General features: G+C 58.9%; 12 protein-coding genes, 2 rRNA genes and 1 pseudogene (1 of these 15 running past the window's edge). 11 read left to right on the top strand and 4 right to left on the bottom strand.

Annotation, left to right across the window (positions count from 1 at the left end; translation table 11 throughout):
* The 3 genes from ACTG2B_RS21565 to ACTG2B_RS21555 form a co-directional block, all read left to right on the top strand.
* Positions 1 to 2,464: ribosomal RNA gene (locus tag ACTG2B_RS21565) — 23S ribosomal RNA — on the top strand (it extends 426 nt beyond the left edge of the window).
* 81 nt (positions 2,465 to 2,545) lie between these two features.
* Positions 2,546 to 2,660, top strand: a 5S ribosomal RNA gene (gene rrf / locus ACTG2B_RS21560).
* A gap of 376 nt (positions 2,661 to 3,036) precedes the next feature.
* The gene (locus tag ACTG2B_RS21555) at positions 3,037 to 4,989 is read left to right on the top strand and encodes a ligand-gated channel protein (protein ID WP_439996831.1); all 1,953 of its coding nucleotides are present in this window, start codon (positions 3,037 to 3,039) and stop codon (positions 4,987 to 4,989) included.
* Positions 4,990 to 5,056: 67 nt separating this feature from the next.
* Here the strand turns inward: ACTG2B_RS21555 and ACTG2B_RS21550 are convergent, their stop codons facing one another.
* The 3 genes and pseudogenes from ACTG2B_RS21550 to ACTG2B_RS21540 form a co-directional block, all read right to left on the bottom strand.
* Positions 5,057 to 6,445, bottom strand: coding sequence for a transporter substrate-binding domain-containing diguanylate cyclase (locus tag ACTG2B_RS21550; protein WP_439996830.1), 1,389 nt, complete (start codon positions 6,443 to 6,445; stop codon positions 5,057 to 5,059).
* Between the two features lie 140 nt (positions 6,446 to 6,585).
* Positions 6,586 to 7,946 (bottom strand): annotated as a pseudogene (locus tag ACTG2B_RS21545) (ATP-binding protein).
* Positions 7,947 to 7,979: 33 nt separating this feature from the next.
* On the bottom strand, positions 7,980 to 8,702 hold the full coding sequence (locus tag ACTG2B_RS21540) for a response regulator (RefSeq protein WP_005336534.1): 723 nt from the start codon (positions 8,700 to 8,702) through the stop codon (positions 7,980 to 7,982).
* A 199-nt stretch (positions 8,703 to 8,901) separates the two neighbouring features.
* Between ACTG2B_RS21540 and ACTG2B_RS21535 the strand changes: the two genes are divergently transcribed.
* The gene (locus ACTG2B_RS21535; RefSeq protein WP_100652356.1) at positions 8,902 to 9,249 is read left to right on the top strand and encodes a hypothetical protein; all 348 of its coding nucleotides are present in this window, start codon (positions 8,902 to 8,904) and stop codon (positions 9,247 to 9,249) included.
* Positions 9,250 to 9,360: 111 nt separating this feature from the next.
* On the opposite strand, the gene ACTG2B_RS21530 is transcribed toward ACTG2B_RS21535, so the two are convergent.
* Positions 9,361 to 10,260 (bottom strand): LysR family transcriptional regulator, encoded by a 900-nt coding sequence (locus ACTG2B_RS21530; RefSeq protein WP_439996829.1) that lies wholly within the window; start codon positions 10,258 to 10,260, stop codon positions 9,361 to 9,363.
* Positions 10,261 to 10,518: 258 nt separating this feature from the next.
* Between ACTG2B_RS21530 and ACTG2B_RS21525 the strand changes: the two genes are divergently transcribed.
* The 7 genes from ACTG2B_RS21525 to ACTG2B_RS21495 all read left to right on the top strand — a co-directional run bounded on the left by ACTG2B_RS21525 (position 10,519) and on the right by ACTG2B_RS21495 (position 23,068).
* The gene (locus tag ACTG2B_RS21525) at positions 10,519 to 10,851 is read left to right on the top strand and encodes a hypothetical protein (protein ID WP_013723379.1); all 333 of its coding nucleotides are present in this window, start codon (positions 10,519 to 10,521) and stop codon (positions 10,849 to 10,851) included.
* A 30-nt stretch (positions 10,852 to 10,881) separates the two neighbouring features.
* On the top strand, positions 10,882 to 11,568 hold the full coding sequence (locus ACTG2B_RS21520) for a pirin family protein (protein ID WP_005336514.1): 687 nt from the start codon (positions 10,882 to 10,884) through the stop codon (positions 11,566 to 11,568).
* 39 nt (positions 11,569 to 11,607) lie between these two features.
* Positions 11,608 to 12,000, top strand: a complete 393-nt coding sequence (locus ACTG2B_RS21515) for a DoxX family protein (RefSeq protein WP_005336513.1) — start codon at positions 11,608 to 11,610, stop codon at positions 11,998 to 12,000.
* A gap of 258 nt (positions 12,001 to 12,258) precedes the next feature.
* On the top strand, positions 12,259 to 15,612 hold the full coding sequence (gene recC, locus ACTG2B_RS21510) for an exodeoxyribonuclease V subunit gamma (RefSeq protein ID WP_439996828.1): 3,354 nt from the start codon (positions 12,259 to 12,261) through the stop codon (positions 15,610 to 15,612).
* Positions 15,612 to 19,220 carry an exodeoxyribonuclease V subunit beta gene (gene recB, locus ACTG2B_RS21505; protein ID WP_439996827.1) on the top strand — a complete coding sequence of 1,203 codons (3,609 nt, stop codon included), beginning with the start codon at positions 15,612 to 15,614 and terminating at the stop codon, positions 19,218 to 19,220. Before recC ends, recB begins: the two co-directional genes overlap by 1 nt.
* Positions 19,217 to 21,280, top strand: coding sequence for an exodeoxyribonuclease V subunit alpha (gene recD / locus ACTG2B_RS21500; protein WP_439996826.1), 2,064 nt, complete (start codon positions 19,217 to 19,219; stop codon positions 21,278 to 21,280). The genes recB and recD overlap by 4 nt, the downstream gene beginning before the upstream one ends.
* 81 nt (positions 21,281 to 21,361) lie before the next feature.
* The gene (locus tag ACTG2B_RS21495; protein WP_416015161.1) at positions 21,362 to 23,068 is read left to right on the top strand and encodes a hypothetical protein; all 1,707 of its coding nucleotides are present in this window, start codon (positions 21,362 to 21,364) and stop codon (positions 23,066 to 23,068) included.
* Positions 23,069 to 23,536: the final 468 nt, after the last annotated feature.

The raw sequence follows: 23,536 nt of genomic DNA, 5'->3' as shown, positions 1-23,536 counted from the left end.
TCCTGACTGACCGATAGTGAACCAGTACCGTGAGGGAAAGGCGAAAAGAACCCCTGTGAGGGGAGTGAAATAGAACCTGAAACCGTGTACGTACAAGCAGTGGGAGCCCTTCGGGGTGACTGCGTACCTTTTGTATAATGGGTCAGCGACTTACATTTTGTAGCGAGGTTAACCGTATAGGGGAGCCGTAGGGAAACCGAGTCTTAACTGGGCGTCTAGTTGCAAGGTGTAGACCCGAAACCGGGTGATCTAGCCATGGGCAGGTTGAAGGTTGAGTAACATCAACTGGAGGACCGAACCCACTAACGTTGCAAAGTTAGGGGATGACCTGTGGCTGGGGGTGAAAGGCCAATCAAACTCGGAGATAGCTGGTTCTCCCCGAAAGCTATTTAGGTAGCGCCTCGGACGAATACTACTGGGGGTAGAGCACTGTTTGGGCTAGGGGGTCATCCCGACTTACCAACCCCATGCAAACTCCGAATACCAGTAAGTAATATCCGGGAGACACACGGCGGGTGCTAACGTCCGTCGTGAAGAGGGAAACAACCCAGACCGCCGGCTAAGGTCCCAAAGTTCTGGTTAAGTGGGAAACGATGTGGGAAGGCTCAGACAGCTAGGATGTTGGCTTAGAAGCAGCCATCATTTAAAGAAAGCGTAATAGCTCACTAGTCGAGTCGGCCTGCGCGGAAGATGTAACGGGGCTCAAACCAGGCACCGAAGCCGCGGATTCATACTTATGTATGAGTGGTAGGGGAGCGTTCTGTAAGTCTGCGAAGGTGTATCGAGAGGTATGCTGGAGATATCAGAAGTGCGAATGCTGACGTAAGTAACGATAAAGGGGGTGAAAAGCCTCCTCGCCGGAAGACCAAGGGTTCCTGTCCAACGTTAATCGGGGCAGGGTGAGTCGACCCCTAAGGCGAGGCCGAAAGGCGTAGTCGATGGGAAGCAGGTTAATATTCCTGCACGACTTGTAATTGCGATGGGGGGACGGAGAAGGCTAGGTGGGCCAGGCGACGGTTGTCCTGGTGAAAGTGCGTAGGTGGTGTTTCTAGGCAAATCCGGAGACACAACACTGAGACACGAGACGAACACACTACGGTGTGGAAGCCATTGATGCCCTGCTTCCAGGAAAAGCCTCTAAGCTTCAGATTACAAGTCATCGTACCCCAAACCGACACAGGTGGTCGGGTAGAGAATACCAAGGCGCTTGAGAGAACTCGGGTGAAGGAACTAGGCAAAATAGAACCGTAACTTCGGGAGAAGGTTCGCTCTTGACAGTGAAGTCCCTCGCGGATGGAGCAGTTGGGAGTCGCAGTGACCAGATGGCTGGGACTGTTTATCAAAAACACAGCACTCTGCAAACACGAAAGTGGACGTATAGGGTGTGACACCTGCCCGGTGCCGGAAGGTTAATTGATGGGGTTAGCGCAAGCGAAGCTCTTGATCGAAGCCCCGGTAAACGGCGGCCGTAACTATAACGGTCCTAAGGTAGCGAAATTCCTTGTCGGGTAAGTTCCGACCTGCACGAATGGTGTAACCATGGCCATGCTGTCTCCACCCGAGACTCAGTGAAATCGAATTCGCCGTGAAGATGCGGTGTACCCGCGGCTAGACGGAAAGACCCCGTGAACCTTTACTACAGCTTGGCACTGAACATTGAACCTACATGTGTAGGATAGGTGGGAGGCTTTGAAGGCGTGACGCCAGTTGCGCTGGAGCCGTCCTTGAAATACCACCCTTGTATGTTTGATGTTCTAACGCAGGGCCCTGAATCGGGCTCGCGGACAGTGCCTGGTGGGTAGTTTGACTGGGGCGGTCTCCTCCCAAAGAGTAACGGAGGAGCACGAAGGTTGGCTAATCCTGGTCGGACATCAGGAGGTTAGTGCAATGGCATAAGCCAGCTTAACTGCGAGACGGACAGGTCGAGCAGGTACGAAAGTAGGTCATAGTGATCCGGTGGTTCTGAATGGAAGGGCCATCGCTCAACGGATAAAAGGTACTCCGGGGATAACAGGCTGATACCGCCCAAGAGTTCATATCGACGGCGGTGTTTGGCACCTCGATGTCGGCTCATCACATCCTGGGGCTGAAGTCGGTCCCAAGGGTATGGCTGTTCGCCATTTAAAGTGGTACGCGAGCTGGGTTCAGAACGTCGTGAGACAGTTCGGTCCCTATCTGCCGTGGGCGTTGGATGATTGAAGGGAGTTGCTCCTAGTACGAGAGGACCGGAGTGAACGAACCTCTGGTGTTCGGGTTGTCACGCCAGTGGCACTGCCCGGTAGCTAAGTTCGGAATCGATAACCGCTGAAAGCATCTAAGCGGGAAGCGAGCCCTGAGATGAGTCATCCCTGACCCCTTGAGGGTCCTAAAGGGCCGTTGGAGACCACAACGTTGATAGGTGGGGTGTGTAAGCGCAGTGACGTGTTGAGCTAACCCATACTAATTACCCGTGAGGCTTAACCATACAACACCCAAGAAGTGTTCTAAGGCTTGTAGCAAATACGAACGAATTACTTACGTCAGCTTTCTCAGATTGAAGAATTTGCCTGGCGGCCATAGCGCCGTGGAACCACCTGATCCCATGCCGAACTCAGAAGTGAAACGCGGTAGCGCCGATGGTAGTGTGGCATTCGCCATGCGAGAGTAGGACACTGCCAGGCACCCAATTTAAGAACCCCGCTCATCGAGCGGGGTTTTTTATTGCCTGAAATCCTGGCGTCTGGTTTGCTGTTATCAGCACTGGTTTGCAGCCTGCTCCTACCAATCTCTTCTATAAGTAAACTTATCATTATAAATCATGATGTTATATAGCATCTGCCTCATGCTTCGCGTTCAAGCGGATTTAACTATAATTGCTTAAATGATAATGATTATTGTTTGATTGATCTTGCCCTGGTCGTTACAATCCCGACCGATTAATAATTTGCGTTTCAAATAAGCATTTATTAATCACCGTTCCCGGCAGGAAGCCGGGTCTTGTAACGAGTGAAGTAAGGGAATACGCCACTTTCCTACTTGAAACGTTCAGGCCAAATCATGACAACAATACAACCAAGCAAGCTTGCCTTGCTGATCTGCTCCCTTCTTGCGACCCAGGCCTATGCTGCCGAACAAGAGGTGATGGTCGTCACCGCTTCTGGCTTCCAGCAGAAGATTGAAGACTCTGCCGCCTCCATCTCCGTGATTACCCGTGAGCAGCTGGAAAAACGGGCATATCGCGATGTGACCGATGCCCTGAAGGATGTGCCCGGTGTTGTGGTGACCGGCGGTGGCAGCAGCAGTGATATCAGCATTCGTGGTATGGGGTCGAAATACACCCTGATGCTGGTTGATGGAAAGAAGGTGGATAGCCGTGGCACTCGCCCGAACAGCGATGGTCCGGGTATCGAGCAGGGCTGGCTGCCGCCACTGCAGGCGATTGAGCGCATTGAGGTCGTCCGTGGCCCCATGTCATCACGTTATGGTTCCGATGCCATGGGGGGCGTGATTAACGTGATTACCCGCAAGACCACCGGCCTGGCCTGGCAGGGCTCGGTTCATGCTGATTCTACCTTCCAGGAGAACAAGGATGCCGGCAATAGCTTCCAGACCGATGCCTATACCGCAGGTTCACTGATCGATGGCGTGTTGGGGTTGCGTTTCAATGGTCAGCTTGCCCATCGTGGTGAAGACAAATTTACCCAGGGTTTTGCCGAGCAGGAGACTCGCAGTGGCACGGCCGTGCTCAGCTTCAAGCCTGATGACCATAACCGCTTCGATCTGGAAGCCAGTCGCAGCCTACAGGATCGGAATCGCACGGCCGGCAATTCGCTGGCTGCCAAGGCGAAAGATAACCTTTATCGCTACGAGCGCACCAACTATGCGCTGACCCATGATGGCCAGTATGATTTCGGCTCTTCCAGCAGCTATCTGCAGCAGGAGACCAACAGCAACCCCGCTCGCAAGATGGAGCTTACCAACACCATCGCCGATACCCATACCCAGTTTATTCTGGGGGATCACTACCTGAGTGTCGGTGGTCAGTATCGCTATGAGGATCTGCACGACCAGGGCAATAACCTGAAAGTAGCCAACCCTGCCGAGCAGCTGACCCGCTGGAGTTGGGCGATGTTTGTCGAGGATGAGTGGTCACTTACTGACAGCTTTGCCCTGACCGGGGGCGCACGCATGGATCGGGACCAGAACTACGGTTCTCACTGGAGCCCGCGTCTCTACGGCGTCTGGCATCTGGATGATAGCTGGACCTTGAAAGGGGGCGTATCAACCGGTTACCGCTCTCCTGACTTGCGGATGTCAGCGGCCAACTGGGGTCAGGTCACCGGTGGTGGTAGCCTGGATGGCATGCTGGTCGGTAATCCTGATCTCAAACCCGAGACCAGCGTGAGTGAAGAGATCGGCCTGCTGTGGAATGGCCATCAGGGCTTCAACGCCGGAGTGACCCTGTTCAACACCGACTTCAAGAACAAGATCTCCGAAGTGCGTCGCTGCACCAGCAAGAGTGATCCCGCCTGTACCCTCAATGGGTACAGTTATGACTTCATCAGTGATAGGGTCAACGTCGACAAGGCGAACATGCGCGGTGTCGAGGGGATGATGGATTGGGCCATCAATGAGGATTGGTCGGTCAGCTCCAGCTACACCTTTACCCAGTCCGAGCAGAAAAGTGGTCCACTGGCGGGTCATGCCCTCAACCAGATGCCCCGCCATATGTTCAACGGCAGCGTAGACTGGCAGACCACCGAGGATCTCAGCCTCTGGTCACGGGTCAACTTCCGTGGCGAGACCTCCGAGTACCTGAGCCGGGTCAAGATGGCGGAGGGGACCCCTTCCTATACCTTCTTTGACATGGGCTTGGTCTACAAGGCCAACAAGCATCTGGATCTGACTGCCGGGGTCTACAACCTGTTCGACAAGACGGTGGATTACAGCAGCTATGGCACTGTGCTGGATGGTCGCCGCTACAACCTGGGCGTGACCTACAACTTCTGATAGGGAACCTCTCATGCGGCCGCCATCTTCCGATGGCGGCCGTTTTTATTGCGCCTCCGTCAGGGGGCTATGCCTGATAGGGGGCGGCTTGCCAGGTATTGCGCCCCAGTCCCTTGGCCTGATACATGAGGGCGTCAGCCTGCCGTAGTAGCTGGTCGGCATCAGCCTCTCTCTCTGCGGCGACCCAGACTGCCCCGGTGCTGATGGAGAGGGTCACCTCGCCGCTGCTGGTGTGCAGGGTTTGCCGGTTGCTCTCCAGGCAAATACGCTCGGCCCATTGCTCTGTCTCAGCCAATGTAGCCAGCGGCAGCAGCAGGCAAAACTCCTCGCCGCCGATGCGGGCCAGCAGAGCCTCTTCGGGCAACAGGTTCGTCACAGTCGTGGCCAGCTTTTCCAGCAACAGATCCCCGATGCCATGACCAAAGCGGTCATTGGTCTCCTTGAAGTGATCCACATCGAACAGCAACAGGGCACAGGGCATGCCGCTTGCCAGCCGCTGCTCCATGGCAGGCATGAATGCCCGTCGGTTGAGCAGGCCGGTCAGGGGATCTGTACTGGCTTGTTGCTCCAGTCTGGCGTTGGCGCGGCTCAACTCGGTGGTGCGGCTGGCAACAGCGCGGCGCAGTTGCACTATGTAGGCCACCATGATCAGCACTCCGGCCAACAGCAACCAGGGACCGAGATGGATGGGGTAGACGGTTTCGACATGCATCCACTTGCGGATGATCCGCTCGCGATCGCTCTCTTTGATCTTGGCGAATCCCTCTTCCAGCCGGTGTAACAGGGCAAGGTCGCCTTTTTTCACCGCAAAGCGGATCTGGTCGGTATAGAGGTGGCGAACCGGAATAAAGCGGGTGGGATCGTCCGAGGTATAGATGTAGAAGTTGGCGACCTGCAGATCGGCGATAAAGGCTTTTATGTCGCCCCGAAAGGCCGCCGCCAGCAGGGTGTCATTGTCATTGAAGGTTTGCAGTCTGGTGCCGGGGAAGTAGCGTCTGGCGTAATACTCCTCGTAGCCACCGGCTACCACACCCACCGTTTCATGGAGCAGGTAGTAATGTACATCGGTGCCGCGCAATTCGCTCGAGAAGAAGAGCTGGGAGTCGAGCTGGGCGAGAGGCCGGCCATAGTCGAACAGTTTGTCCCGCTCCGGTGACCAGAGCAGTCCGGCGTGAACGTCCGCGTTCCCCTCATGGAGCAGGTCGAGGGAGCCTTGCCAGTCGACCAGCCTGAACTCGATCTTCTGGCCGGTCACCCGGGCATATTCACGCCACAAATCGATCAGCAGGCCATCCGGCTGGCCCGACTCATTGATATAGGAGAAGGGCTGCCAGGCTTTGGAGTTGGTAATGATGATCGGCTCTTCCGGGGCTTTGGCCCATGCAGGCAGGGCAAGGGCGAGCAGCAGGAGCCCCCACCCGATACTGACTATGACTCCTGTCCTGGAAGAGGCCATCCTTGCTCCAATCCGTTGCCGTATACCGTCCAGTGGTCATCGATTATCACCGCCTTTCTCATCGAAGAACAAGCGCCCAAATGATGAAGTTTGCATGATGCAAATGGTGCCATGACAAGGCTGGCGGATAGAGTAACTACTTACAGCGGCAGGCTGATCCGCGCCTCAAGTCCCCCCTGTGGCCGATTGAGCAGGGTCAGCTCGCCGCCGTGCTGATGGACCAGGGTGCGGGCGATGGAGAGGCCCAACCCCACACTGCCGGACTCGGTGTTGCGCGCTTCATCGAGTCGCACGAACGGCTTGAACACATCCTCCAGCCGCGCCGGATCGATCCCCGGCCCGTTATCGCAGACCCGGATCAACAGCTCCTCCTTGCGCCGCTCCAGCGACACTTCGGCGCTGCCGGCATATTTGATGGCGTTGCCGATCAGATTTTGCAGCACCCGGCGCAGGGTGTTGGCCCGACAGGCGTAGACCTCTTTGCCCTCCGCCAGACAGGTGACCGGCTGGCCGGTATCGGCATAGTCATCGCACAGGCTGACCAGCAGGCTGACCAGATCCAGCTCGCGGGTGGCCTCCTGCTGCCCCTCCTCGCGAGCAAAGCTGAGGGTGGCCGCCAGCATCTGCTCCATCTGTTGCAGGGTCTGCTGGATGCGCTCCTTGTCCTCGCCATCGGCCAGAAACTCGGTGCGCAGCCGCAGGCTGGTGATGGGGGTGCGCAGATCGTGGGAGATGGCCGCCAGCATCCGGGTTCTGTCCTGCACGAAGCGGTCGAGCCGGGTGTGCATCCGGTTGAATGCCTGAATTGATTCGCGGATCTCGGTCGGCCCCTCCTCTTTCAAGGGCTCGATATCCTCGCCCCGTCCGAGCCGCTCCGCATTGCCTGCCAGCTGCTTGAGCGGGCGGGTGGCGCGGCGAAACAGCAGCACCATCAGCCCGATCACCAGACTGGCGACCAGCATCAGGTTGAGGGTGGTCTGCCACGACCAGCTGCCCGCCTCCTTGTCGACCAGCGAACTGAACTGCAGCCAGCCCCCCTGCGGCAGTTCGATGGAGCCATAGAGCCGCATATCCCGCGGTGGGGGCGGCCCCTTGCGATCCCGCATCATGCGGGCATGATGTTCCCACGCCTTGCTGCGCTGAGTATCCTCTTTCAGCTCGGCGCTGATCTCGACCGTGAGGCCGGGGGGATAGTTGAGGCGCGAGCGCACCAGCTGCTCGAAGCGGGGGCTGCGGTTATCCGGTTGCAGCGGCTCGTCGGAGAGGCGCAGCAGCAGGGTCTCGCTGCGGCTCGCCTTGAGGATCTCGTCATAGAGGGACGGGGGGAGAGGGAGAGCAGTCTGACCACAGAGATGATCCGCTGCATGGCGTTGCGGCTGTTGACGAAGCCGAGCGCCTCCTCCCGATCCGTGCGGTAGATCTGGATACTGAGCAGCTGGATCAGGATCAACCCCGCCAGCGCCACCAGAATGATCTGGCCGGTCAGCCCCTTGGGCCACATCCGTGCCCACAGTCGTCGCAAGGTGCCCACTGCTTAAACCTGCGTCACGTCGGCTGAGAACATATAGCCGCCACCCCAGATGGTTTTGATCAGTTCCGGATTCTTGGGATCCCGCTCCAGCTTGCGGCGCAGGCGGCTCACCAGGGTATCGATGGCGCGATCAAAGGCTACCGCCTCGCGGCCACGGGCCAGGTCCAGCAGTTGATCCCGGCTCAATACCCGCTGCGGGCGTTCGAGAAACACCTTGAGCAGATCAAACTCGGCGGTGGAGAGGCTGAGGCCCACCCCATCCTCATCCACCAGCTCCCGGCGATTGACGTCGAGTAGCCAGCGATCGAAGCGCAGATCCCGGGTCAGGGTTTCGGCGGCAGGCTGGGTTTCGGCCTGGGTGCGGCGCATCACCGCCTTGATCCGCGCCAGTAACTCGCGCGGATTGAAAGGCTTGGCCAGATAGTCGTCGGCCCCCATCTCCAATCCGATGATGCGGTCGGTCTCTTCTCCCATGGCAGTCAGCATGATGATAGGTAGGTTCGATTTGACCCGCAGCTCGCGGCAGAGGGTCAGGCCATCTTCACCCGGCATCATCAGATCCAGCACCAGCAGGTCGAACTCCCGCTCCTCCAGCAGCCGCTTCATCTCCTTGCCATCCCGGGCACAGCTGACTCGCAGGCCGTGCTGTTCCAGAAAGCGCTTCAACAGATCGCGGATCTCGCTGTGATCGTCGACCACCAGAATGTGGGTGTTGCCCTGGTTCATGAATACCTCCCCTGCTTGGCGTTGGCACGAGTATACGAAAATCCGCCCGGCGGTTTGTGTCAAAGTGTGCCAGATCCGCACGATGCCACACTCTGCTACAAAAAAGGGCGATGCTGGCAAAGTTCAGACACCGATAGGGTGTTTACTTGAGGGCAAGGCAAGAGCGCCGAACCAGAATCATCCCTACAGGAGATAGACCATGAAAAAGCTGACCAAAACCCTGCTGACCGCCACCCTGATCCTTGGTCTGCCGCTGGGCGCCTATGCAGCCAGTGAAGCAGCCCCCACCGGCCAGCCCGGTGCCATGGTGGATTGCCCGATGGACGGCGGCATGATGGGTGGCAAACACCACGGTGGTCGCCACGACAAGATGGCCCGCATGCAGAACATGACCCCGGAGCAGATCCAGGCCAACCTGCAGCAACGTTATGACCGCATTGAAGATCCTGCCAAGAAGGCGGAATTCATCAAGAAGCTCAACGAGCGTGCCGCCGGCATGACCAAGCACGCCGAAGCGATGAAGCAGTTTGCCGAAGCGAACCAGTAAGCCATACGTGACAAGGTGTGCCGAAGATGAGAGAGGGGGAGCACGTTGCTCCCCCTCTCTTTGTTATGGCGAATGGCGCTGGCAAAGCAGTGTTGATTCACCGCCACTTTTTTAAAACAGTTTGGGTATCTCCCGCACCAGCCAGCTTTTGGCCTTGCCCATGGTGTCTCGCCGCCAGGCCAGCACGACCTGGATCTGATGGCGATATTCGGGGCTGATCACCTTGAGTCGTCCGGCCCGGATGTCCTCCTCAATCCAGCTCTGTGGCATGGTGCCGACCCCGATCCCTGCCAGCAGGGCATCCCGTTTCTCCGTCATGGTGCTGACGGTGAGGCGCGGCTGCTTGTCCAGCAGGCGGTAGGTGAGCACCGGCTTGCGCAGCGCGGTATCGGCGACGGCGATGGCGCGGTAGCGGCGCAGGGTCTCGTCGGCCAGAGGCTCCGGCTCCTGATGTAGCGGATGATCGGGATGGGCGACATAGAGCATCACCTCCTCTTTCAGCACCTGATGCTTGATGCCGGTCATCATGATGTCCGGGTTGATGGAGGAGATCAGCAGGTCGGCGCGGCCATCTTCCAGACACTCCCAGCTACCCGCCAGCACCTCGGCCCGCAGCCGCAGTCGGGTATCGGTCTGCTCGGCCAGCTTCTCCACCAAGGGGTAGAGGGCCTGCACCGGGACCAGCGCATCGACGGCGACTGTGATGTCGGTCTCCCAGCCTCGGGCCAATGCCCGGGTCTCGCCTACCAGATGTTCGGCTGCCTCCAGCAGTACCCGGCCGCGCTCCAGCAGCATGCGTCCGGCCGGGGTGAACTTGGTGCGGTGGCCGCTGCGGTCAAACAGCATAGCATCCAGTTCGTCTTCCAGCTTCTGCACCGTATAGCTCAATGCCGAGGGCACCTTGCCCAGCTCGTCGGCCGCCGCCGCAAAGCTGCCGCGGCGGTCGATGGCGTCCAGCACCCGGATTGCCTCCAGGGTCAGCGCCCGCTCCTTGTTCGATTCCTTGGCCATTCCTCACCTTCAATTTTTTTGAATATGTTTGCCAGTTTATCTCGCTAACAAGTTAGGTCATGTCACTTTAATATTCAATCAACGCTTAGGCAGGAACGTCGAGCGGCCAAATATGCGGGTAGTTCCGCACTGTGACACACCAAATCGGTCTGTCTGATGTCGGTGAAAGAACAACACACTATTTGAATAACCTCTTGCATGGATGCATTGATTCTGGCCGAAAAGGCCTTGGCAATGACATATAAAATAAGAGAGTGAATGAACATGAAAAACGTAATCAAGATGCTGGCCGTTGCAGGCCTGATGACCACTGGTTTCGCCCAAGCTTCCGTACCGGCTGACTTCAATGCCATGCCCGGCGTGCTGTTTGTGAACTGGAACGCCACTGCCGCAATGGATGGCAAAGCCAATCCGATGCTGGAAGTGCGTGACGAGTCTGGCGATCTGCTGGCATCAGTCCACGCCAATCTGACAGGCACCCAGCAGGTGCGGATCCCGAGCCGTACCCAGGGCAACCTGACCGTCAGCCTGGCTGACCAGAGCAGCGAATACCGTATTCCGTTCGGTATCGGTAGCGGCAAACAGCGTTAATCAACCGTCCCGGTAGGTGAGGAGCAGACCATGATGCAATTGAGAGCCGCAGAAGCGCGGGGCAAGGCCAACTTTGGCTGGCTGGACGCACGCCACAGTTTCTCCTTCGGTCACTACTATGACCCGGAGTGGATGGGGCACTCGGTACTGCGGGTGATCAATCAGGATTTGGTTGCGCCGGGTGGCGGATTCGCCACCCACCCTCACGCCAATATGGAGATCCTCACCTGCGTGCTGCAAGGCACCATAGAGCACAAGGACAGCCTCGGCCATGCCGAGCAGATCCCGGCAGGGGATTTCCAGCTGATGAGTGCAGGCAGCGGGATCCGCCACAGCGAGTACAACCCCTCGCAGACGGATCCTCTCTCCCTGTTGCAGATCTGGATCGAGCCGAACGAGTTCGGCACGCCACCCGGGTATCAGCAGAAGAAGATCGAGTCCAGACCGGGCATGACGCTGGTGGCGTCACCGGATGGCGAGGCGGGATCGCTGCGGATCCGCCAACAGGCCCGCGTATGGCGGCTGGAACTGGCCCCGGGCGAGACGCTCGAATGGGCACTGGCTGGCCGACACGGTTACCTGCAGATGATTTCAGGGGAGTTGACCGCCAACGGTCTGGCTGCCCGACCCGGCGACGGGGTACTCAGTCGTGATGAATACCGGTGGGAGCTGGTTGCGACCAGTGCCAGCCAAGCTCTGTTATTTGACCTACCCTGAAGCAGTCAGCGGTGATGTGACACAAACGAGGAATATGAAATGGACAAGATGAAAGATGTAGCGCTGCTGGCGGGTCGTGTACTGCTGGCGCTGATGTTCGTAATGGCGGGCTGGAGCAAGATCGGCGGCTATGCCGGTACTCAGGGCTATATGGAAGCGATGGGCGTACCGGGTTTTATGTTGCCGCTGGTAATCCTGCTTGAGCTGGGTGGTGGCCTTGCCGTCGTGCTCGGTCTCTTTACCCGCAGCCTCTCCGTGCTGCTGGCCGGTTTCACCCTGATGGCTGCCTTTATTTTCCACTATCAGCCTGCCGAACAGATGCAGATGCTGATGTTTATGAAGAACGTCTCAGTGGCCGGTGGTTTCCTGGCGCTGGCGGCGGCCGGAGCAGGGGCTTTCAGTGTGGATGCCCGTCTCGGCAAAAACTGGTAATGCCCTGAAGAGTCAAGTTTTCCAATGCCTTTTGGCCGGTGCAACTGCACCGGCTTTTTTCTGTCTGCGTTTTCCGAGGCTGTGAGGCAGCTGCACAAATCTGCGGCCCCCCTCATGGTTCAGCGGTTTGCCCGCCTGCTGGCCACAAGAGCCTTTTGCATCTTCCCCCTCGATCCCCGACAATTCTCACTCTTGTGAAGTGACGGAAATGGCTCGCCTTTTCCCTCGCCCCCTCTCATCCACAGGCGGGAATTGCTCATGTTTACCCTCTACCACTCCAATCAGCTGGATCTGCTCAAAGAGCTGCTGGTGAGCCGCATCCGGCAGGCCCCTCTCTCTCACCCCTTCGATCGGGAGCAGATCCTGGTGCAGAGTCCGGGCATGGCCCAGTGGCTCAAGCTGGAGCTGGCCAAAGCCTTCGGCATCGCTGCCAATATCGACTTTCCGCTGCCCGCCAGCTTTATCTGGGAGATGTTCACCCGGGTGCTGGCGGATGTGCCGCGCCAGAGCCCCTACAACAAGGGATCCATGAGCTGGCAGCTGATGACCATTCTGCCTGCCTTGCTGGAGCGGCCCGCCTTTGCCCCGCTCGCCGCCTATCTGGGCGGTGGAGATGAGGAGGATCCCGCCCAGGATCCCGAGCAGGTGCGGCTGTGGCAGCTCTGCCAGAAGGTAGCGGATCTCTTTGACCAGTATCTGGTCTACCGGCCGGACTGGATCGCCCGTTGGGAAGAGGGGGAAGGATTGAGTCAGGAGCTGGCCGGGGTGAGCGGTCAGGATTGGCAGCCGGAGCTGTGGCGTGAGCTGGTGGCCCGCACGTTGGCGCTCTCTCCGAGCGGTTACCACCGCGCCAACCTCTACGAGGAGTTTATCCACGAGCTGGCACGCACCGCCGATCTGCCGGGCAAGCTGCCGCAGCGGGTCTTTGTGTTCGGCATCTCGGCGCTGCCGCCGCGCTATGTGGAGGCGCTGCGGGCCCTCGGCAGCCGGCCTGAGGTGGAGGTACACCTGTTCGTCACCAACCCCTGTCGCTACTACTGGGGGGATCTGCTGGATCGCAAGACGTTGGCGCGGCTGGAGAACAAGCTCAAACCCGGTACCGACATCGAGACATTGCAAGGCCCCGCCAACCCGCTGCTCGCCTCCATGGGCAAGCTGGGGCGCGACTACCTGCATCAGCTGATGGAGCTGGAGGTGCCGCAAATCGAGGCATTCGTCGATATCGACGAGGTGGATGGCAAGGGCAATGTCAGCCTGCTGCGCGCCATCCAGAAGGATGTGCTGGAGCTGGCCGAGCGAGGCGCCGGTCAGTTCGATCTCGACAGCAGCCATCACAAGAGCCCGATCGATCCGGCGGATGGATCCTTGCAGATCCACGCCTGCCACGGCCCGATGCGGGAACTTGAAGTGCTGCACGACCGGCTGCTGGCGCTGTTCGAACAGGATCCCACCCTCACCCCGAAAGATGTGGTGGTGATGATGCCGGATGTGAACAGCTACGGCCCCTACATTCAGGCGGTGTTTGGCGCGCGGGGTCAGATCCCGTTTGCGGTCTCGGATCGGGCGGCGAGTCAGGAGAGTCCGCTGCTGCAAAGCTTCCTCGCCCTGCTCAGACTGCCCAACGCCCGCTTCGGGGCAGGGGAGCTGCTCGCCATTCTCGAGGTGCCCGCCGTGCTGCGCCGCTTCGAGCTGGATGACGACGAATTCAACCAGCTGCGGGTCTGGGTGCAGGAGACCGGCATCCGCTGGGGGCTGGATGACGGTTACCCAGTCCGCTTCGATCTGCCGCCCATGTCCGGCAACAGCTGGCTGTTCGGCCTGCGCCGCATGCTGCTCGGCTTCGCCATGGGGGATGGCGAGCCGGTGGCGGGCATTCTGCCCTACGCCGATATCGAGGGTCAGCAGGGGCTGGCACTCGGCAAGCTCGCCTGGTTCGTCGATTCGTTGGCCGAATTTTTGCCCCGCCTGCAACAGGCGCAGCCGCTGGTCGAGTGGAACGCCTGCCTGCTGGCGCTGCTGGAGCGCTTCTATCTGGCCGACGAGGATGAAGAGCGTCAGCTTCAGCTCATTCGCAGTCAGCTGGCCGAGTGGCAGACCCAGCTTGGCGAGGCCCGCTTCGAGCAGCCCATCACCGCCGATCTGCTGCAGGATTACCTCGGCAGCGTGCTGGGGGAGTCCCGCTCCAGTCAGCGCTTCCTCGCCGGTCAGGTCAACTTCTGTACCCTGATGCCGATGCGCTCCATCCCCTTCAAGCAGGTCTGCCTGCTCGGCATGAACGACGGCGTCTACCCGCGCACCCTGGCCCCCATGGGGTTCGACTTGATGGCGGTGGCGTCGCGGCGGGGGGATCGCTCCCGACGCGATGACGACCGTTACCTCTTCCTCGAGGCGCTGCTCAGCGCCCAGCAGGGACTCTATATCAGCTATCAGGGTTTCAGCGCCCAGGACAACAGCGACAAGGTGCCCTCGGTGCTGCTGGCGGAGCTGATCGACTATGTGCGGCAGGGCTTTGTGCTGGCGGGGGATGAGGATCTCGATGACGAAACCTCCGGCAAGCGGCTGCTCAACCACCTGATGGTGGCGCATCCGCTCACCCCCTACAGCCGCAACTACTTCTATCCGGAGGCGGGTTCGCGCCTCTTTACCTATGCCGCCGACTGGTTGCCCGCCCTCAATCCGGTGCGTGGCGCGGCCAACTTCCAGAGCGGCGAGCTGCCTTTACCTCCCGAATGGGGCAAGGAGCAGGGGCTGGAGCTGGCGGAGCTGCTGCGCTTCTATCGCCAGCCCACCAAATATTTCCTCAACCGCCGTCTCAAAGTGTGGTTTGAGTTGAACGAAGCCAACATCGAGGACAGCGAGCCGTTCGAGCTGGATGGCCTGCAACATTATCAGCTGAAAGATCTGCTGCTCGATGCCCATCTGGCGGAAGGTGAAAGTACCGAGCGTCGCGAGCGGTTGCAGCTCACCGGCCTGCTGCCGCAAGGGTGGTTCGGCAGCCTGCTGCTGGACGATCTGGATGCCGAGATGGGCAAGCTGGCGGATCGGCTGCGGCCATGGGTTGCGGCCAATGAGTCAGAAAAACAGGCGGTGGAGATCGATATCGCCCTCACTCAGGGCCAGCTGCAAGGGTGGATCGACACTCAGAAGGGGCGCTTGCTGGTGGTCAAACCCGGCAGCTTCAACGGCAAGGATCTGCTGCTGGGCTGGATCCAGCACCTCTGCCTCTCATTGAGTGGCACCCCCGGCGACACCCTGTTGTTCGATGCCAAACAGAGTCTGCGACTGCCTGCTCTTGCTGCCGACGAGGCGCGCCCCAAGCTGGCGGCGCTGGTGGCGTGCTGGGCGCAGGGGATGAAGCGGCCGCTGCCGTTCTTCCCCAACACCGCATGGGATTGGCTCAAGGCGATCGAGAAGGATCCCGACAAGCCGGAGGCGGCCGACAAGGCGGCCCTCACCCGTTTCAACGGCGGCTGGATGATCAACGGGGAGGGGCAAGATCCTTACGTCGCCCGCTGCTTCCCCGAACTCGATGATGAGGTGCTTGGTCAGTTGCAGGCGCTGGCCCGCGAACACCTGACCCCGCTGCTCAAGACCCTGGAGGAGCTGAAATAATGGCTAACCCGCTCAATACCCTGCGTTTTCCCCTCCATGGTGAACGACTGATCGAAGCCTCCGCCGGTACCGGCAAGACCTACACCATCGCCGGTCTCTACCTGCGCCTGCTGCTGGGCCACGGCCCGCTCATCGAAGAGGGCGCCGATGTGGGTCAGCCGAGCGCCCATGAACGGCCGCTCTCGGTGACCGAAATTCTGGTGGTGACCTTTACCGAAGCGGCCACCGCCGAGCTGCGCGGGCGGATCCGCGGTCGCATCCACGAGGCGCGGCTCGCCTTTATGCGCGGCCATAGCAATGATGCCCTGCTGGCCCAATTGCTGGCAGAGGTGGCGGATCACGAGCTGGCTGCCCGCCGCCTGCTGGCCGCCGAGCGGCAGATGGACGAGGCGGCGGTCTTTACCATCCACGGCTTCTGCCAGCGGATGCTGAAACAGAACGCCTTCGAATCGGGTGCTCTCTTTGAAACCGAATTTCTTACCGACGACAGCCAGCTCAGGCTGCAGGCGGTGAGCGACTACTGGCGCGCCGAGTTCTATCCGGTGGATAAAGCCCTCGCCAGCGCGGTGCGCGCGCTCTGGCCGAGCCCCGCCGCCCTGCTGCGGGAGATGGGTAGCTGGCTCGACAACAGCGAGCTGGAGATCCACCCCGCGCTGGGGGATGAGACCCTTGCTGCCCGCCATCAGGCGGCCATGAGCCGCATCGCGGCGGTGAAGAGCGAATGGCTGGCGCAGACGGACGAGATCCGCCGCCAGACCGACGGCCAGATCAGCCGCTACACCGGCAAGAACTACGAAGGGTGGCTTGCCAAGATAGCCGACTGGGCACAGGACGAGGCCAGTGGTTACGCCATTCCCAAGGAGCTGGAGCGCTTCGGCCAGACGGTGCTGGAGGAGAACCTCAAGAAGGGGGGCGCAGTGCCGACCCTGCCGCTGTTCAGTCAGATAGACGAGCTGCTGGCCAGCCGCCCCGGTATTCGGGATCTGATCCTGCAACGGGCCGCCAAGGTGGTGCGCAGCCGGATGCAGGCCAGCAAGCGGCAGGCTCATCAGCTCTCGTTCGATGACCTGCTCAAAGATCTCGACGGGGCGCTCGGCTCCAGCCTTGGCGAGCGGCTCTGCGAGCGCATTCGCGCCACCTATCGGGTGGTGATGATCGATGAATTTCAGGATACCGACCCCCAGCAGTACCGCATCTTCCATCGGCTTTACGGCGGCCACACAGACACGGCGCTGTTGATGATCGGTGACCCCAAGCAGGCCATCTACGGCTTTCGCGGCGCCGATATCTTTACCTACATTCAGGCGCGGCGAAATGTGAGCGCCCACTACACCCTCGGGCGCAACTGGCGCTCCAGCAGTGCGCTGGTGGGGGCGGTCAACGGCTTGTTCGAACGGGCCAAGGATCCCTTTATCTACGAGGCGGATATCCCCTTCCTGCCGGTGGAGGCGCAGGGCAAAAGCAAGGCGCTGCAGCTCGATGGCGTTACCGCCCCAGTGCTCCATTGCTGGCAGCTGACCGGCCAGCCCACCTTCAATCGGGGGGATTACCAGAGCAAGATGGCCCGCGCCACCGCCGCCGAGATCCACCGCCTGCTGACCCTGGCCCGCGAGGGTAAGGCGCTGATCGGTGACAAGGCGGTAAAGGCCGGGGATATCGCCGTGCTGGTGCGCACTGGCGCCGAGGGCAAGCTGGTGCAGCAGGAGCTGGCGCGCCTCGCCATCGCCTCCGTCTATCTGTCGAACCGCGAGAGCGTGCTGGAGCAGGTGGAGGCGCGGGAGATTTTGCTGATTTTGCACGCCTGCCAGAACCCGAGCGAAGAGCGTAGCCTGCGGGCGGCGCTCGCCACCGGGTTGTTTGATCTCGATGCCAAGGCGCTCGATGGGCTGGCCAGCGACGAGCGGGCGTGGGAGAGCGCGGTGCAGGAGTTTATGGAGTACCGCAAGGTCTGGCACCGCCGCGGCGTGCTGGCCATGCTGCGGGCCCTGCTGCACCGGCGCAATCTCGCCTCTTCGCTGTTGGCGAGCCCCTATGGCGAGCGGCGGCTGACCAACTTCCTCCATCTTGGCGAGCTGCTGCAACAGGTGAGCAGCGAGCTGGACGGGGAGTACGCCCTGCTGCGCTGGCTGGGGGAGGCGGTGAGTCGCCCCAACGGGCAGGATGCGGAGCAGGTACTGCGCCTCGAGTCCGAGCGGAAATTGGTGCAGATCGTCACCATCCACAAATCCAAGGGGCTGGAGTACCCGCTGGTGTTCCTGCCCTTTCTCTGCAGCCACAGAACCGCCGAGACCCCGCTCTATCACGAGGCGGACGAGGCGGGAAATCGCACCATTCTCGATCTGACCGGCGCCGACTCGTCGCTCGCCGAAGCGGACAGGGAGCGCCTTGCCGAAGATTTGCGGCTGCTCTATGTGGCGCTGACCCGGGGCGTCTACGCCACCTGGCTGGGGCTGGCGCCGGTGCGGGCGGGGGCGGGCAAGTCGGAGAAGACCGACCTGCACCACACCGCCATCGGCTACCTGTTGCAAAAGGGTGAAGAGGGGGATGCGCAGACGCTGGCGACCGCGCTGACCGAGCTGGCGCAGGCGCTGCCCGGGGTGGCCGTCGGTGAGCCCTCGCTCACCCGTCCGGCCCCGCTGCCGCCAGAGGAGGAGCAGCTGGGCGAGCCGCAGGTGCGCCATTTTAGCGGTTCCCTTGAGCGGGACTGGTGGATCAGCTCCTACTCCGGGCTGGCGGCGCAGGGCCACGGTCACAGCAAGGGCGTGCTTGCCAATCCCGGCTTCGATGACGAGGTGGTGACCGAGGCGGCCGCGCTGGTTTCCGAGCAACCGGAGGAGGCTCCCCAGCCCTCCATCTTCACCTTCCCGAAAGGCGCGCGCCCCGGCACCCTGCTGCACAGCCTGTTCGAGACCATCGACTTTCAGAGCGCCGCGGGCGAGCCGCTGGCCGAGCATATCGCCAGCTTGTTGACGCAGGATGGTTTCGACGAGAGCTGGGCCCAAGTGCTGCAACAGCAGGTGGAGGCGGTGCTGGATACCCCGCTGGAAACGGGCTTTGGTGAGCCGGTGCGGCTGCGGGATCTGGCGCCCGAGCGCAAGCAGGTGGAGCTGGAGTTCTTCCTGCCCATGGGGCGGGTGACGGCACCGGCGCTGACCGCCCTCTGCCAGCAGCACGACCCGCTGTCGCGGGGCAACAAGCCGCTCAGCTTTGCCACCGTGCAGGGGATGCTCAAGGGCTTTATCGATCTGGTGTTCGAGTGGCAGGGGCGCTGGTATCTGCTCGACTATAAATCGAATCACCTTGGCATGAGCCCCGCCGATTACAGCCGTCCGGCGCTGGAGCGGGCGATGGCCGAGCACCGCTATGACCTGCAATACCAGCTCTACTCGCTGGCGCTGCACCGGCTGCTCACCCTGCGCCTGCCGGGCTACGACTTCGAGCAGCATTTTGGCGGGGTTTTCTATCTGTTCCTGCGCGGCATGCCGCAAGGGGGCATTTTCCATACCCGCCCGAGCCGTGAACTGGTGCTGGGGCTGGATGAGTTGTTTAGAAATGGTGATCGCTCTGGCGGTGTTTCATCAACAGAATTAAACGAGGTAGAAGCATGAGCGGCACCATGATCAGCACCGCGACCAGCGCAATGATGGTTGAACGGCTCAAAACGCTGGCGCTGGCTGGCCGCATCCGCCAGCTGGATCTGCAATTTGCCCGGCTGGTGGCCGACCTTGGCGGTAGCCCCGAGCTGGTGCTGGGGGCGGCGCTCACCTGCTTCGAACTGGGGCGCGGCCATGTCTGTTTGCCGCTGGAGATGCTCGCTACCGGATCCCTGCGGCCGTTCGGGCTGGATCCCCAGCAGAGCCGGGATCTGTTGGCTGATCTGGCGGATCCTGCCCGCTGGCCCACCCTGTTTGCGGCCAGCCCCCTGGTGGGTACCGAGCAGGATGAGGGGCTCGCCCCGCGCTGGCCGCTGCGGCTGTGGCACGGGCGGCTCTACCTCACCCGCTACCACGATTTTGAACTGGGGGTGGCCCACCATCTGCGCGCTTTGAGCGAGCGCGCCGAATGGCCGGAGATTGCTCCGGCCCTGTCGCGGCTGTTTGCCCGCGACTACGGACTGGTGTTCGCGGCGCTGCTCAAGGCCCGCCTCGCCCCCGACTTCTCGGCCCGTCACTTTACCCTGAAGTATCTCGATCTGGTGTTCCCGAGCGAGGTGGATTGGCCCGCCATCGAAGGGCTGCTGGCCAGTGCCCAGGCGGCGAGCGACCTGAGCAAGCTGGATAAGCTGGTGCCCGAGGCGCTCTGCTGCAACGGCCAGAAGCTGGCGGCGGCCACCGCGGCAGCGCGCCCCTTTGCGGTCATCTCCGGCGGCCCCGGCACCGGCAAGACCACTACGGTCGCCAAACTGCTCGCCATTCTGGTGGAGACCGGCCTGCAAGCGGGCAAAGCCCCGGCGATCCGGCTGGTGGCCCCCACCGGCAAGGCGGCGGCGCGCCTCACCGAGAGTATCGGCTCTGCCCTGCAGGCCCTCGATCTGCCCCCAGAATGGGTGGAGGCCATCCCCACCGAAGCGGGCACCTTGCACCGGCTGCTCGGGGTCATTCCGGGGCGCAGCCAGTTCCGCCACCACGCGGGCAACCCGCTGCACCTCGACTTGCTGGTGGTGGATGAGGCCTCCATGGTCGACTTGCCGATGATGGCGCGCCTGCTCGATGCGTTGCCGAGCCACGCCCGCCTGATCCTGCTCGGTGACAAGGATCAGCTCGCCTCGGTGGAGGCGGGGGCCGTGCTCGGCGATATCTGCAGCTTTATCGAACAGGGCATCAGCCCGGCGCAGGCGGACTGGCTCTCCCGCCAGACCGGCTACCGCCTGCAGGGCACGCCCGCAGGGGCGCCGGTGCGCGACAGCCTCTGCTTGCTGGCCAAGAGCTGGCGCTTTGATCAGCACTCCGGCATCGGTCAGCTGGCGCGCGCCTGCAACAGCGGCGATGCCACTGCGGTGGAATCAGTCTGGGGCGCAGGATTCGCCGATATCAGCCTGCACCCCTGGGCCGGGGAGGCCTACGATGCCCTGATTGCCCAGGGGGTAGCCGGTTACGGCAGCTATCTGAAGGCGGCCCGCGCGGGGGAAGCGCCCGCCGCCGTATTCAAGGCATTCAACAGCTTCCAGATCCTCTGCGCCCTGCGCGACGGCCCGTTCGGGGTGCTGGGGCTTAACGAGCGGCTCGAACTGGCCCTGTCACGGGCCGGCCTTATCGCCCGCGATGGCGACTGGTATGCCGGTCGCCCGGTGATGGTGGTGCGCAACGACCACGGGGTCGGCCTCTACAACGGCGATATGGGGCTCTGCCTGCCCGACGGAACTGGCCGGTTAAAGGTATGGTTTGAGCAGCCGGACGGCACCCTGCGGGCGCTTTTGCCAAGCCGCTTGCCGCCCCACGAGACTGTCTACGCCATGACCATCCACAAATCCCAGGGGTCCGAGTTTGCCCATACCGTGCTGGTGCTGCCCGACTGCCCCAGCCCGCTGCTGACCCGCGAGCTGGTCTATACCGGCATCACCCGCGCCAAGGCCCGGCTCGATCTCTACGGCGATCGCGCTCTGCTGGCACAAGCGGTACGGAAAAAGACCGAGCGTTATTCCGGATTGGCACAGAGGTTGGGGGAGTGATTGATGGCGGCGGTAAAGGGATTTACCGGTGTTTGATTACGTTTCACTCATAAGAACTAAGACTATCTGGGGTTATTTTGGATGAAAATTAAAGAATTAAACTTTTTTGACGACTATCTGATGACAGTTCAGTTTGAATTGGATGGTGATGAATATGTTGGTTCATTAGTAATAGGTAAATCAAAGGCCCCGACGCTACAAATAAAGACAAATAACCCTGCCATTCTGTTTGATGAACGTAGGTTAATTTCTTCACCAATAACTTGTAAAGAGGTTGGAACAGGACAGGTTTATAGACTTCATGATTCATCATTGTGGAGAGGTGTCATATACTCAGAGTTCGTTGAGTCCATAATTATGGACGCAGAAAATCATGATTTTTATGATATCATTGAAGTATCTCTTACTGGAATATCTGAACAATGCGAAAGCTGGCGCACCTATGAGTTATCTCAAGATGAATTTAAAAGAGAGTTGGGGGTAGATAAGTTTTCAATTGAATTTTCCTTTAAAGGGAATTGGTATCGTATAAATAACACCAGAAATGTTTCAGCTGAGCAGATTAGTCTCGCAGAACAGGTAATAAAAATACAAGATGGATTCGTTATCAAGAAAATAAATGCTAGCTTTTCATTTAACGAAATAAAAGATCTTTCACAAGAGATTAGAAATTTATTTTCTCTCATTTTCGGCGGCGCCCTGTCAATCAGGTCAGTATATCTTTCGTCATCTTTAAGTAAGGTTTTTTATAGTTCTTTGATATTTCCTTGTATAACATACGAGCCAAATCCAATGGGTCGTGTTCGTCAAGCTATATGTGACTTTAGCAACATATTTAGGTGGCAGCTATGGGATACGATATTTAATAACTATTTCAGTAAAAAATCATTCAGAGAGATATGGTGTCGTATAGTGCCATCATTATCCGATAAACTTATTGGATATTGGGAGCACAACATATTGTCAGTGGTGGTTACACTAGAGATGTATTGTGAGTTGACATCTAAAGGGCATGGGCACAAGTTAAACACTGTGCAGTTCAAAGCATTGAAGGAGCAGCTCACTGAGGTACTAACTAATTTTGAAAAGACAGAAGAATTATCCGTTGATGATATAAGTCTCATTCATAATTTGGCGGGTGCCATTAAGCAGTTAAAAAATACATCACATGCAACGCTACAGAATAAGTATGACTTTTTAATGGGGCAAACATCACTACAAATTAGAGACGTTATTGGTTTTAGTGAGGTTGACTTCAATATAATTAAAAAGCTAAGAAATAGTGTGGCTCATGGAACGATATATAAGACGGTAGAGGAAGGTGAGATAACCAAAGAGCTTGAAATTAAGGATAAACTGTTAGTGTTGCTTATGTACTTTGTGTTTAATGAATTAGGGTTTAGTGACATACAAATCGCCCAGTTATTTGACAGAACTAGAAATGAAATAATTATGCGGGCTGGTTTGAATGAAAAAGCAAGGGATAGAATTACTGGGAATGCAAAATTTATAACATTAGCTGGCATGGCAAATATTGATGGATTGAAATATTATCAACCTATAGTTATTATCTATAATCAAGATGACGATGAATATCATCTTGACGATCGACTTACTCATAAGACTCAGAATGAGTGGCATAACAGTGGATTTAGTGATGTTCGTGATTTCGTGAAATCTTTAACATCAAAAGATCAATATTCAAAGTTAGAGTACTTGAACAAAATCTATCTTGTGCTTCAGGGGCATGAGCATCTTTTTATGGGCGCAATTTTGTTAACTAAGTAATTTTTATATCTTGTAGGTTGGATGTATCTCATATGCGGGGCTTCGCAGACTCAGCACCAATCTACCGATTGTGTAGGTTGTGGCTGAGCCTAGCGAAGCCCAACGTTTACCGTGAAATCTCTTTTTCTTTCCCCTTATCCCCGACCCCTCTCCTCCTTTTTAATAAATGGGAGAAGGGAACAATTCCGTTACCGCTGTCCGATTACGCTTCGCTAATCGAACCTACACGGCTGACGATCATATTTCCGGTGCTGCTTTATCCCCTCTCCCTTTGAGAGATGGTCAGGGTGAGGGGAGCGGGTTGGCACAATATGCTGCACTTGGTCACCCCTCTTGCTCAGCCCGATTATTCCATCCCCCAAATGACTGAATCGTGAGTTAAATCCGGTAAATGGGGTGCGCTTGAGCCACACTTATGACCACCCTGATTCAGCCTGTGCCGTGAGTGGCCGATAACCGGGGAAACGG

Source organism: Aeromonas sp. 30P (assembly GCF_051919805.1).
Taxonomy (GTDB): domain Bacteria; phylum Pseudomonadota; class Gammaproteobacteria; order Enterobacterales; family Aeromonadaceae; genus Aeromonas; species Aeromonas veronii.
Note: the sequence above shows the minus strand (reverse complement) of the source record. Positions and strands in the feature narration are given on the sequence as shown.